A 12761-nucleotide genomic window follows, 5' to 3' on the forward strand; every position below is an offset into this window, starting at 1 on the left:
ACTCGGGGTACGCGGACAAATATGAGTGCGGGCCAAGAGGCAGAACCTAACCGGCGCTTGTCTTCTATTTAGAACACGCTAAGCCCAATTGTTCGCCCACGCCAGGGTCTGGTTATCGCAGGCGACCTGCAAGGGAGACTGTTGGACAAGTGGATATGAGAACGCCGAAAAAGCGAAGGTGGTGGGTAACGGCCACATAGTGCAATCAACACCCTGCCTACAAACCCTGCGGATCTTGCGCCTCATATACTTCGATCCGCGTTCCCATACACCTCTTCGAACTCGTTAGCGCCTCTTATCAAACGGACCGCATTGCGGCGCTCGTCCTATGAATAGTATGCATGGCTGCGTTGCAGTAGCTCGACAAAAATCGACGGCGTTCGGACTAGGGGCGGCGATTCAGTCAACTCAACTACACTCTCAAGCGACGGGGCCACCAGTAATGCACTGGTCGATGCACGTGGCCCATAAGTAGGGCCCCGTAGTAATGTTCCCCAAGCAGTCGCTGGGCTGCCTGATCGCCTTCAGGAAGGGCTCGGATCCTCCAGGTGTCTGTTGGGGATGGTCCACGGGGTTACGCGCGTGCAGGTGAACGATGGCCGCGCCAGCTTCGGGCTCCGGAAGTCTGGAAGTCGGTAAAGCGGGGGCGTTGAGATGTGAGATAGCATTGCCTGTAGCTGAAACCAGAAGATGACGAAGAAAATCCGGCGCACGCACTCAGGGGTGTTCAAAACCAAAGCGTCACTGGCGGGTAATGTAACGCTGCCTGCTTCCACTGGCCGAGCGCTGCAGTAGCACATCAATCGCGCGCGTCTCGCCACCTATACACCATCATCGCCGCGATAGCAGTTCGCTTGACCAGCGAATGAGCGGCGATGCAACGCATCGGCTCGAACGGCAAAGCTGAATGAGCGGGATTGTTGGCGAACAGCGTCTCTGTGAGGGCCGGTCCCAACGCCGTCGATAAGGCCACGCCCCGCCCGTTGCAACCCATCCATGCGAAGAGGCCGTTGTCAAGCGTGGCGAAGCGCGGCAAGCCGTCGGGCGTGACCGCGAAGTTACCGTGCCAAAGATAATCGAAGCGCAGCGGCAAGCCTTCGAGTTGCGGGAACATACGCGTGAGTCTCGCCGCCAGCCGTTTGCGCAGCCGGCTTTCATAGCCGAACGGAACGATCAGCGCGCCGCCGGTCAACAGCCGTCCGGTTTCATCGAAGCGGGCAAGATGCAGGTCCCCGTGCGTGTCGGACATCGCGTGACCATGAGGCAGGATCGTCGCGCGCAGTTCGGGTGGCAGCGGTTGGGTCGCCAGTTGATAGGAGCGCATGGGAATCAGCGTGTTCGGCAGCTTGGGCCACGGCGACGCTGCACCCAACTCAGCCAATGCACCGCTATAAGCATGCGTCGCGATCAGCACCCGCGGTGCGCTCACGTGACCTTGCGGCGTGCTGACACGCCAGGCATCCCCCACGCGCGCGATACCGGTCACCGGCGAGCGCGCATGAATGCTCGCACCGGCAGCTTGCGCCGCGCGCGCCAGACCGCGCACGAACGCCAGCGGATTGATATGGCCGCCCGTCAGGTTCTGCCATCCGCCAAACCAGAAGTTTGAACCAATAAGACTCCACGCGCGTTCGCGATCGACCAGCTCCACGTCGAAGCCGCGCTTTTTCCATTGCTCAAAGCGGCTTTGCGCAAGTGCCATCCGGCTGGCGCGATGCGCGGGCTGGATCCAGCCGTTCTGGACCGCCGCACACTCGATCCGATGCTTGCGCGCAAGCTCGAACAACGCGTTCCCCGACCCGCCGATAAGACTCACCAGCGCCTCGCCCTTCTCTGCACCGAACGCATTCACGATCACGTCGGGATCGGCCCGGGTCATCGCCGGAATGACCTGACCATTGTTGCGTCCCGACGCCCCCCAACCGATCTCCGCAGCTTCCAGCACGACCACGCGCGCGCCGCGTTTCGCCGCGTGCAGAGCCGTACTCAGGCCCGTGAAACCCGCACCAATCACGATCAGATCGGCATGGTGGCCGCCGGGAGCAAGGGCGTCGAATAACGGCGCTGCAAACGCTGTGTCGGCCCATAGCGAAGGCGGCATGCGGGACGGATCAAGAGAAGGATCAAGGCTGGCATCGACCACGTTCACGCTTCCGATTGCATGTCGCGGCGCATCTTTTGCAGCGCAGCCATGCGGCGGTTGCGCCAGGAGCGCTTCGCCTCAATACCCTCCAGCGGCAGCTTGGCCCGCATCTCCGCATCAAGCCGCGCGATCAGGTTCGGGTTCAGCACCGGACCGGGTTCGCGAACCTCCATCGCCATGTCGTCGAACATGTGGCCGAAGCGATGCAGATAGTCGGCAATCCCGCCCGGCGCGTTCAGGTCCACGCCTTCGAGTGGTCCAAGAAAAGCCCAACGCAGACCGAAGCCGTCGCTGATGAGTTTATCGGCGTGATCGGCGGAAATGACACCCGCCTCGATCAGCCGGAACATCTCGATGAGCAGTGCGCCCTGCATCCGGTTCATCGCGAAGCCGGCGATTTCCTTGTTCACGAGTACGGGCGTCTGGCCGAGCGACTCCATCAACGCGAAAATGCGTTCAACCACGGGTGCATCGGTCCACGGGCTCGGCACGATTTCGACAACCGGCATCATGTGCGGCGGCGTAGCCGGATGAACGATCACGCAGCGCCCACGGCCGCTCAGTTCAGCCGAGAACCGTGACATGCCGAGCGCGGAAGTCGAACTGCCGAGTATCGCGCCGGGCGGTGCGAGCGCATCCAGTTCAGAGAACAGCGCGCGCTTGAGGTCCAGTTTCTCCGGCACCGACTCCTGCACGTAATCGGCGTGTGAGACGGCATCGGCAAGCGTCGTCGCGATGCGCACACGGGTGAGCGAATCCGCAGGCACGGTCATGCCAACACGATTGAGGTCCTCCGCGTAGGCGGCCAGCGTGTCAAGCGCGCGTGCACGCGTAGCCGGGTCCGCGTCGTAGATAGCCACGCTGTGCCCTCGCCTCGCCCAGACCATCGCCCACGAGCAGCCGATGATTCCGGCACCCACTATTGCTACCTTCATTGTGTTCATTACGACGCTCCGGGCGCGGTCGGACAGGTTATCGGATAGGTGAAAAATGAATCGGATTGAGAATGCGCGTGTTCTGCACATCGATGAAATCCGTCACGCGATCGAGATAGGACTGCCACTCCGGCATGGCGAGCATGCGTGTGCGTCGCGCCATGCGGTCATCGAGACTCGTGAAGCTCCACCATGCGACCACATGATTCAGCTCACCGGTCTCCGTCACGAAGTACCCGAGCAGATCCCCGAGACAGGCTTTCTGGATCGGCAGGCCGTGTTCCTCATAGAGCGCAACAAAGGTCTGCGTCTTGCCGGGCTTGATGCGGTAGTCACGTTCTTCAATGATCATGGCGGTGAGGGTCTCTATCTTGCCGGGCATATGGGGCAGCGGTGCTCATGCAGTGTTGACAGGCCGCGTTATCGCGAAAGAAGCGTGCGATTTCCGTTGCCAGGCTCAACGCGGTCAGCGCGGACGTTTTGGGGTTATCGGCGGAGGGCGCGTTTTGAAAGCGGAACGTCGCTGTTCCGGCCGCGCTGCGCATCTGGATCTCGTGCGTGTTGAGCGCGATACGCGGATCGGCGCGCACCGTCACACGCGTTTTCTCCATGCCAACGCCGCGCAACGCCAGCGTCGCCGCGACGTTGAGATTTTGCGGATAACGCAGCGCGGCTTCAGCCGCCGAGCCTTCGAAGAGCGTGTACGGTTCGCGCAACGCATCGGCGTCGATACCTTGACGAGCCAGTTCGTCGCGCCACGCGTGCACCGGTTTCGTCGACAGGTATTCGACCTCGAGCCCGGTCTCATTCGCGACGGCATCGAGATAATCCAGGCCGCCTATCGCCCCCGACGGCAAGACCACGCGAGCGCGTCCACGCGCCGCCAGGCGCAGCATTTCGTGAGTGGCGCAATCCGCCAGCGCGCCAACCGAGGCGAGCAGCACGGACACGCCATCGGCCAATAACAAAGGCGCCAGCGTGCGCACGGCGTCCTGCCCCGCGCACTCGACTGCAAGCTGCGGATTGAAAGCGCGCGCTTCTTCATGGGAATGCACGGCGCAGTGTGAGCGCCCTTCAGATATTGCCGTACGAGACCAGATCGCGATCTCATAACCACCGGCTGTATCGAGTTGCTGCCTGACCGTCCGGCCGATCGCACCGTAGCCGATCAACAGCACCCGCTTGCTCGTTGTCATGCCTGCTGCTCCAGCCAGTCGCGCAGCGGCTCGACAAACGTCTTCGGCCTGATGCCCGGAAAGAAGTGGCCGCCCTCCGCGCAGAATCGCGCGGTAGAGCCCGGAATGGCTTCCTGTAGTTCCACATGCAGATAGTTCGGGATGATCTGATCGTCACGCGCGCCGAGCACAAGCGTAGGCTGCCGGATCGTGGCGAGCGCGGCTGTGCGATCGAATTCGAGCAGCGCTTCGATCCGCGTGAACACACGATCGTCCACTTCTATGCTTGCGTCGTTATCAGACAATGCGAGCCGTTCAGGTTGCTCGCGCAGCCACGCAAGCGGATAGCCGATGACACGCGTGAGGTCCGCGTAAAGCCGCTTGCCGCCCACGCGCATCACATTGCTTCGTAATGCGAATAGATATCGCATATAAGCGTCGGCCTTCGCCCAGGTCGAACTGAGCACGAGCTTTGACACCCGCGACGGGTGATCGAGCGCAAGCGTCTGAGCAATGGCGCCGCCAGTCGAATGGCCCGCGACAATTGCCTGCTCCACGCCCGCGGCGTCCATGATAGCGAGCGCATCGGCCGCAAGCAGATCGATCGTGCAGATGCTCCCGGTCGTGCCGCTCACACCGAAGCCCCGCTGATCGAAGACAATCACGCTGTGCCGGCTCGCGAGATCGTCCATCACCGGCCGCCAGAACTTCGCTTCCCCCGCAAGGCCCGCGATCAACAATATGGGTGGCCCGTTTCCTTCTCCCACGCACTGGAAGCCGAGCCGCGCGCCGTCGGCGGCGGTGCAATAATCGATAGTCGAGATCATCGGCCGCTCAGTCCCTGGCCGCGCCGCTGGTATTGTTCGCGTCGCTCACGTCGCTTACACCGCTTGCAAAAACGGTGCGTGCTTCGATTTCCCGCACGTTGTCCGGCCGCGCGAAAGGCTCGGGCGCGAGATCGCCCGGACGGCGCACGCGCCCGACCGACTCGAAGAATTCCTCGATACCGCCCGGCATCAGGAACCACATGAAGCTCAGGTCATCAGCGCCGTTGTTCACGAACTTATGGCGGCAGTTCATGCCGAGATACACAGCAGTCTGCGGCTTGACGGGATACTCGATGTCGTCAATCACCACGCTGCCACCGCTGCCCGCGTAGAAAAAGATCACCTCTTCGCTGCGGTCATGGGCGTGCTCGCGCACATAGCAGCCGCCTGGCGCAACGGTTTGCGTGCCCATCGAAAACGGCGTCGTGGTGCCGAGCTTTGCGCCGTTCAACAAACACCGGACAAAACCATTGGCCGGGACCGGCTGCCAGAAGCTGGGCCCTTCCTCGGCAATAAAAAAACCGGCTCCGCGGCTGTCGACGTCGGCCGTGTGTTCGCTTGCCTCTTGATGCATGTCGGATTCCCTCGAAATGAAACTGCGGCGCTCAGGGACAACTCAGGGACTATTGACTGACCACTCACCGTTGGATTCATTGTAGATAGACGAATTTTTGCGAACAATTCTTAAATTTCGGCTTATATTCCTGACAAATTCTTCGCAATCACGAGAGAGCCGTCATGGACAAGAGCAGCGAGCTATACGTGTTCGCCACGGTCGTCGCGCATGGCAATTTTGTCTCGGCAGCGGAAAAATGCCGGCTGACGCCTTCCGGTGTCAGCCGCAAGATCTCGCGTCTTGAAGATCGGATGGGCGTGAAGTTGTTCGTGCGCACGACTCGCCGGCTATCGCTGACTGCCAAGGGCGAGTTCTTCCATTCGAAGATCAAGCAGGTGATTGCGGATATCGAGGCGGCTGAATCGGCGACCGCCAAGCAGCCGCAAGTGCCGCATGGCGTCCTGAGAATTCGTTGCCCTGCAGCGTTCGTGGACAAGCATCTCGTGCCGCTGATGCCCGAATTTCTCGGGTTGTACCCGGAGTTGAAGGTCGAGATCGTAGTGGGCGACGTGCCCGCCACGCCCGACGATCGCAGTGCCGATGTAGCAATCCGCTCGAGTCTAGCGCCATCGGAGGATCACGTCAGCATTCGTCTTGCGCCTAATCCGCTGGTGATTTGCGCTTCGCCCGCCTATCTGGAGAAGCACGGCCGTCCGGAGCGCCCCGAAAGTCTGGCCGTGCACAACTGCCTCACCATGGACGCGCGCGGCGTCACGCAGGCCGAGTGGATGTTTCGCGACGGGCAGCGTCGCTATTCGGTATGGGTCGAGGGGAATCTGGGAAGCATTGGCACGGCGGTTCATACGGCTGCGCTGGCGGGTCTGGGCATTGCGCGCATTCCCAACTTTCTGGTCGCGCCGGATATCCGTGCCGGGCGCCTTGTGGAAGTCCTGAAGGATTTTTCTCCCGACGATGGCCGCGCAATCTATCTGGTCTATCTTACGACCGACAATCAGTCGCTCAAGTGCCGCGCACTCGTGGACTATCTGCTCGCTAAATGCACACCCGTGCCACCGTGGCTGATGTGAGGCCGGCACGACGTGCTGCGGCGGCTGCAACGATTCCATCGATTTTTTCAGGAATATAAGCTGAAAAATAGGAATTGTGATTAAAAAATCGTCTATCTACACTCGATCTCAATCGAGCGCTCTTAGCGGCCGGAAAGCCCAAGGATGCTGCGATATCACACCGGGATCGAGGAACGCCATGCGCTGGAAGAATGTGTTGAACGTGGTCGAGTGTCACGCGGAAGGCGAGCTCGGCAAGGTTGTCACCGGAGGATTGTTCGCTGTCCCGGGAGCGACCGTCTTTGACAAGATGCTGTATCTCGAAGAACAGCGCGACGATCTGCGAAAGCTGTGTCTGTTCGAGCCGCGCGGCTCTGCCGTGCATAGCGTCAATTTCCTGGTGCCGTCCACGAACCCGGCGGCGCAAATGGGTTATGTGATCGCGGAGTCGACCGAGTATCCCGTCATGTCCGGCTCCAATACGATCTGCGTGGCGACGGTGCTGCTCGAGACCGGCATCCTGCCGATGAGCGAACCCGTGACGTACATCGTACTCGAAGCGCCGGCCGGGCTGATCCAGGTGCGCTGTGAATGTCGCGACGGCAAGGTCACGCAGGTACGGTTCACTAACCAGCCAGCCTTCGCCCAGCACCTTGAGGCGTCCATCGAAGTCGAGAAACTCGGCACCATTCAGGTGGACGTGGGATATGGCGGCATGACGTACGCCATCGTCGACGCGGAAAGCCTCGGCTTCGGCATCACGCGTGACGAGGCGCGCGAGCTATGCGAGCTGGGCCAGATCATCAAGGTTGCCGCAGCCGAACAACTTGCCTGTGTGCATCCGACCAACCCGTTGATCAAAGGTATCACGCAAACCGAGTTTGTCACCCGCCTGCAGCGCGAGGACGGCGTGGTGAAGTCGCGCAATACCGTCATTGTTTCACCCGGCCGGTGCGACCGCTCGCCTTGCGGAACGGGTACATCAGCGCGGCTTGCCGTCATGCACGCCAAAGGCCTGATAGCGCCGGGCGAAACCTTTTTGCATGAGTCGATCATCGGTTCTGTATTCGACAGCCGGATTGAATCGCTTACCGAAGTAGGCGGCGTGCCCGCAGTCGTACCGAGCGTCGCGGGCCAGGGCTGGATTGCAGCCATGTCGCAATACGGGCTCGATCCGAGCGATCGCTTCCCGGAGGGTTACACGCTCTCGGACACCTGGCTTGAAGCAGTCGACGACAAGCTGATCCGCTCGCGCACCGGTTAAGGATAGCGGGCAAGGTCGCCAGACCCCTAACAGATATTTTGAAAAGGAATCCTGCTTAATCCGCCGGCTACGCGGCAGGCCGGAACACCTGCGTCCGCACGTCCTCGATGCAAACCGTTATTCGTTTATCCACATTGCCGTTCAATTTCAGGACATAACCATGAACACCTCATTCAAGCTCGCCGCCCTTTGCTGTTTGCTTGCCCTCGGCACCGCTGCGCAAGCGGACCAGACCGTGTTGATTGGCATGTCGGGACCGTTGACCGGCGGCCAGTCCGGGACCGGCAAGGACAACGAGAACGGCGCCAAACTCGCGATCCGCGACCTCAATGCACAGCATCTATTGATCGGGGGTTCCCCGGTGACGTTCAAACTGGATTCAGAGGATGACCAGGCCGACCCGAAGATCGGCGTCCAGGTCGCGCAAAAAATAGTCGATGCCGGCGCCGTAGTCATGCTCGGACCGAACAATTCGGGCGTCGCGATCCCGGTCTCACGAGTGCTCAACGGCGCCGGTGTGCCGATGGTGCCCGTGGCCTCCAATCCGGACGTGACCAAGCAGGGCTATGACAGCGTTTTTAGAATCGGCGCGAGCGATTCGCAGATCGGCGGGTCGATGGCGGACTTCGCGAAAGATGAATTGAAGGTGCACACGGTCGCCGTCATAGATGACCGTACCGCGTATGGGCAGGGTGTGGCGAACGAGTTCAAGACGCGCGCCGAAGAGATCGGCCTGAAGGTCGTGGCGCAGGACTACACGAACTCGAACGCGGTGGACTTCAAAGGGATCCTGACGTCGATTAAATCGAAGAATCCGGATGCGATCTTCTACGGCGGCTACATCACTCAGGCCGCGCCTCTTGCGCGTCAGATCAAGCAACTGGGGATGTCCGCCAAGTTGCTGGGCGGCGACGGGTATTGCTCATCGGAGCTGGGCAAGGTGGCTGGCGATGCGACGAATACCGTGTACTGCGCGCAAGGCGGCCCGTCGCTGACAAAAAGCGCGGCGGGACGCGACTTTATCAAGCGCTACAAGGACGCGTATGGAATCGACGTCCTGATTTATGCCGCGAACTTCTACGATGGTGCGCAGATCATTGCGCGCGCCATGCAGGCCGCGGCGACAACAACGGACAAGGCGAAGATCCGCGCGGAACTGGCCAGGACGGATTATCACGGAATCGCCGGAACGTACACGTTCGATGCACAGGGGAACATGAAGAATGCGCCCACAACTGTGTACCGGTATAAGGACGGACAACTGATTCCGTACTAATCGATGAAACAGCCACCGATTATTCTGCAATTGAGCTACTGCCGGGAGCGACAGCAAAAAACTATCTAATGGAGAGAGTCCTCGCGGACAACACCGGCCAGGGCGCCATAAAACTTCAGATGCGGCGTTCTTTATTGACCACATTGTACAATTTAGATTAGCATTTCGACGCGTCCAGATTGGACTGCGTTGAGGTGCATAAATGCTGATAGTCGATTCCCAGATCCATCTCTGGAAGGACGGACCTACACCGCCGCGCCGGAGGTCATTAACAGCGACAGGCCTTCAACAGAAGAAAGCGCTTCGACTACCCGCCTTTTGCCACGCGCAAGCTCCAGCGACGGTTCTGCCTTAGCGTCCGCACCGCCCGCACCGATTATCGCGCGCGCTCCTCTTCAGGGCGCTATGCAATGAATCTTTCGCTCACGTTAATCGTAACTTCAACTCTCTTATTTTATCCCCGTGTACCTGGCGTCATTGTTTTCATGGTCGGTCTGGCGACATCCTTGCTGATCAACTACCCGTCTTCGGCGAAACAATTAGCCATGGTCAAACGTCAATCGTCCGAAGCATTACTCTTGGCCGCGATCCTGTTCTGCGCGAGCGTTTTTCTGGGAATCGTGACCAAGAGCGCGATGATAGATCATCCCACCGACGCGATGAAAAGTATCATGTCAATGGAGATCGGCAGATACCTTTATCTCTTGCTTGGAGTGATCGCCACGCCGTTAGGAATGAGCAGTAGATCTGATTCATATTATTTCGGAATACTACCTGTTACGATAAAAAATCCTTCACCCTACGGCATTAGACCTGAAAGCGTCGCAAGAGTAATGATGATCGCGGAAAATGTTGGATTCGCAATAAGCCCGATGATCGGCAGCTACTACTTAGCCGCTGGGCTCGCAGAGGTTGATTTCGGAAAACATATGCGCCACGCATATCTAAGAACCCGGTTCGTTGCTCTGGTTGTACTTGGCGCAAGCGTCGCGTGCGGAGCGATACAGGTATAGGAAAGAAGAAATAGGCCAGACGCGAACCGTTATCCGACCATTCAGCCACGGAGACCATCCGCCGTCGTGCCTGCGGATCCAGATGCATGGCGATGTCTGGTCCTGAAAATTGACTGACGTGCGGCTGCGACCGGCATGAAGCATCTTCGATCAGTTGCGCCGTGTGGCATAGGCGGAAGACAGTTCAGACGGGGCGCAGGCAATGACACTCTGGTTGTCAAGCCCGCAGTCTTCAAGGAAGGTGACCGGTGCGAATTCGTCGATGACCAGTTTCGGGTAGGTCGAACCGGCGTCGCGGTATTGGCGCATCAGATCCAGTTGTTCGTTCTGAAAACAGACGGTCTTCTCAGGATCCTGGGCGATCCATTGCGGGAAGAAGATCACACCGTGCAACTGGCGTTCGCTGAAATTGATTGCCACGCTAACCGTCGTCCCGGTAGGCTCGTCCCACGAAATCTTGCAGACGTCATCGCTCAGCCGAACAATGTGAGCCTCCTGGTCGCGCACCCAGCGACCGCCGACCATGCCGCTGTGGATGCGGTAGTCGATAGTACGCTCGTTCTTGATGTACATCTCGTATTGCCAACCATTCTCGTAGGTATAGATGAAGTGCTTTCCAAGAAAGTGGGTGAGCTGTTCGGGACGGGTGGACTCGAAAGGTTTGGTCATCATTTTTCTCCGGTAAATTGCGCTAATAAATAAACAGGCGACGATTCATTCTAGGGGCATCAGGCTTGCTGTCGCCAATGCTTTGTTTCTTTAGAATGGTACTTTTTAGGTATGGATGATTCCAATGGAACTGCGTCATCTGCGGTACTTCGTTGGCGTGGTCGAGGCGGGAACCTTCACGCTTGCCGCCGAGCGCCTGCACACCGTGCAACCATCGCTTAGCCGGCAGATCCGGGATTTGGAGAACCATGTCGGCACGCCGCTCTTCGAGCGTTCAAGCCGTCGTGTCCAACTGACGCAGGCAGGCCATGTCTTTCTCGACGAAGTGCGACTTGTGCTCGCACAGGCAAACCGCGCCGTAGAGCGTGCACGCGAGGCGGCACGAGCGCAGGCGGGCCGACTGACGCTCGGATTCGTGCCCGGCGTCGAGGTCGAGCACCTTGTGCAGATCATGGACTCCCTGCATGGAGAGCTTGAGGACATCGAGCTTGCAATGCAGAGCCGGTCGTCGCCGGCACTGATCGCCGCGCTGCAGGAGCGGCGTCTTGACGCCGCGTTCATCCGGCCCTCCGAACAAGCGAATGGCCTGCAACTCTGCACGGTCCGGCGTGAGCGTCTTATCGTCGCGATGCCCGCGACTCACCGTCTTGCAGCCAGTCGCCGCCTGGACATTGCCCAGCTTGTCGACGACCGTTTAATCAGCGTCACGCACGAGCATGCCCCCGTGCTTTACGAGGCGATTCAGGCCTATGCTGCCCGCCACGACGTAACACTGCTATGGACATATGAGTCGGAGAACCTGCAGTTGGCGCTTTCTCTCATCAGTACAGTCGGGGCGGTATGCCTGTTGCCGGAACATTCGGCACGTCTTTTTCCCTCGGGTGTCGTAGGCGTGCCGCTGGAAAAGGATGCTCCAATAGTCGAGCTCGCCCTGGCGTGGCATCCGCAGAACGAATCCGAGGTTCTCGCGCGGTTTCTCTGCGCTTTTCGCAACGGTATGCGGGATGCGTCACAGCCCTCAGCAGCTTGGATCGTGGAATGAGCGATTATTTTCCAATTGGTATTCCTTATAATATATAAGTTATCAACGAGTAAAATCGGGCGGCAATGTACTGATGGGACTCTATCGCATAACCACTGTCGCGATCGAGTTTTACTATTCTGAAGAGGTGTCGGCATTGTCACCGGTAGCGAACGACGTGGATGCCAGCTCGTGGTGATGACGGGCAACGATCGTTTGTGTTTCGTTCGGCCCGCCAGCGCGTGAAGCGCCGCAGACTGTTTAACGGATTAGGGCGACGACGGTTGGCTAGGGACGACTTGCACGGCATCATGGATGGACAGAAACTCACGACAGACGAGGAAAACAGATAGGCCGGCCAGTGCCAAACCAAACAACCCGGCTCCGTAGGTCCAGTACGAGCGAGCCACCGATTTTCTCGCCTGTACTGCGATGGTCATGTTTGCCTCAGTAAGATCGCCGGTCAACGCGAGAACCAGTCGCCGTGTGACTATGATGTGATGGACGACTCCTTCCGTTCAGGGTAGGCATATGCCAAAGTGGAGAGGTCGTGACTTCCACGGCAGAGGAGCGTTCATCATGAAGATAGAGACAGTTGGACTGGATCTGGCAAAAACCTTGTTCCAGGTTCACGGAGTGGACTCGCAGGGACATATCGTCGTACGCAAGCCACTTCGTCGCGCTGGTGTGCTGCCGTTTTTCGCGAAGCTTGAGCAGTGCGTGGTAGGCATGGAGGCGTGTGGCTCGTCGCATTATTGGGGCCGACAACTCACGAAGCTCGGACACACCGGGCGCTGGATTGTAAGACGCACCTT

General features: G+C 59.2%; 13 protein-coding genes and 1 pseudogene. 6 read left to right on the forward strand and 8 right to left on the reverse strand.

All coding sequences use genetic code 11. The annotated features are described in order from the left end of the window. Positions 1-420 precede the first annotated feature (420 nt). The 7 genes from ACSQ36_RS43635 to ACSQ36_RS43665 all read right to left on the reverse strand — a co-directional run bounded on the left by ACSQ36_RS43635 (position 421) and on the right by ACSQ36_RS43665 (position 5654). Positions 421-717, reverse strand: coding sequence for a 3-keto-5-aminohexanoate cleavage protein (locus ACSQ36_RS43635; RefSeq protein WP_436187050.1), 297 nt, complete (start codon positions 715-717; stop codon positions 421-423). A gap of 82 nt (positions 718-799) precedes the next feature. Then, positions 800-2143, reverse strand: coding sequence for an NAD(P)/FAD-dependent oxidoreductase (locus ACSQ36_RS43640; RefSeq protein WP_436187051.1), 1344 nt, complete (start codon positions 2141-2143; stop codon positions 800-802). Between the two features lie 2 nt (positions 2144-2145). Continuing rightward, positions 2146-3087 (reverse strand): 3-hydroxyacyl-CoA dehydrogenase, encoded by a 942-nt coding sequence (locus ACSQ36_RS43645; protein WP_436187052.1) that lies wholly within the window; start codon positions 3085-3087, stop codon positions 2146-2148. Positions 3088-3115: 28 nt separating this feature from the next. Further along, positions 3116-3430 (reverse strand): NIPSNAP family protein, encoded by a 315-nt coding sequence (locus ACSQ36_RS43650; protein WP_436187053.1) that lies wholly within the window; start codon positions 3428-3430, stop codon positions 3116-3118. Further along, positions 3420-4274 carry an aspartate dehydrogenase gene (locus ACSQ36_RS43655; protein WP_436187054.1) on the reverse strand — a complete coding sequence of 285 codons (855 nt, stop codon included), beginning with the start codon at positions 4272-4274 and terminating at the stop codon, positions 3420-3422. The genes ACSQ36_RS43650 and ACSQ36_RS43655 overlap by 11 nt, the downstream gene beginning before the upstream one ends. After that, positions 4271-5080, reverse strand: a complete 810-nt coding sequence (locus ACSQ36_RS43660) for an alpha/beta fold hydrolase (RefSeq protein ID WP_436187055.1) — start codon at positions 5078-5080, stop codon at positions 4271-4273. The genes ACSQ36_RS43655 and ACSQ36_RS43660 overlap by 4 nt, the downstream gene beginning before the upstream one ends. Before the next feature lie 7 nt (positions 5081-5087). Then, entirely contained in the window at positions 5088-5654 is a 567-nt protein-coding gene (locus tag ACSQ36_RS43665) for a cupin domain-containing protein (RefSeq protein ID WP_436187056.1), read from the reverse strand. Between the two features lie 164 nt (positions 5655-5818). Between ACSQ36_RS43665 and ACSQ36_RS43670 the strand changes: the two genes are divergently transcribed. From ACSQ36_RS43670 to ACSQ36_RS43685, 4 genes are all read left to right on the forward strand, one after another. Continuing rightward, positions 5819-6724, forward strand: a complete 906-nt coding sequence (locus ACSQ36_RS43670) for a LysR family transcriptional regulator (RefSeq protein ID WP_436187057.1) — start codon at positions 5819-5821, stop codon at positions 6722-6724. A gap of 178 nt (positions 6725-6902) precedes the next feature. Then, a complete protein-coding gene (locus ACSQ36_RS43675) occupies positions 6903-7967 on the forward strand; it encodes a proline racemase family protein (protein ID WP_436187058.1) in 1065 nt (354 codons plus the stop codon). 160 nt (positions 7968-8127) lie between these two features. Continuing rightward, entirely contained in the window at positions 8128-9243 is a 1116-nt protein-coding gene (locus ACSQ36_RS43680; protein ID WP_436187059.1) for a branched-chain amino acid ABC transporter substrate-binding protein, read from the forward strand. 410 nt (positions 9244-9653) lie between these two features. Then, a complete protein-coding gene (locus ACSQ36_RS43685; RefSeq protein WP_436187060.1) occupies positions 9654-10256 on the forward strand; it encodes a hypothetical protein in 603 nt (200 codons plus the stop codon). Between the two features lie 150 nt (positions 10257-10406). On the opposite strand, the gene ACSQ36_RS43690 is transcribed toward ACSQ36_RS43685, so the two are convergent. Continuing rightward, complete coding sequence (locus ACSQ36_RS43690) at positions 10407-10928, reverse strand: phenolic acid decarboxylase (protein WP_436187061.1); 522 nt, start codon at positions 10926-10928, stop codon at positions 10407-10409. A 121-nt stretch (positions 10929-11049) separates the two neighbouring features. Between ACSQ36_RS43690 and ACSQ36_RS43695 the strand changes: the two genes are divergently transcribed. Both ACSQ36_RS43695 and ACSQ36_RS43700 read left to right on the forward strand, forming a co-directional pair. Beyond that, positions 11050-11967 (forward strand): LysR substrate-binding domain-containing protein, encoded by a 918-nt coding sequence (locus tag ACSQ36_RS43695; protein WP_436187062.1) that lies wholly within the window; start codon positions 11050-11052, stop codon positions 11965-11967. A 558-nt stretch (positions 11968-12525) separates the two neighbouring features. Then, positions 12526-12741 (forward strand): annotated as a pseudogene (locus ACSQ36_RS43700) (IS110 family transposase); the annotation flags it as partial. Between the last annotated feature and the right edge of the window lie 20 nt (positions 12742-12761).

Source organism: Caballeronia sp. LjRoot34, assembly GCF_964253815.1.
Lineage (GTDB): Bacteria > Pseudomonadota > Gammaproteobacteria > Burkholderiales > Burkholderiaceae > Caballeronia.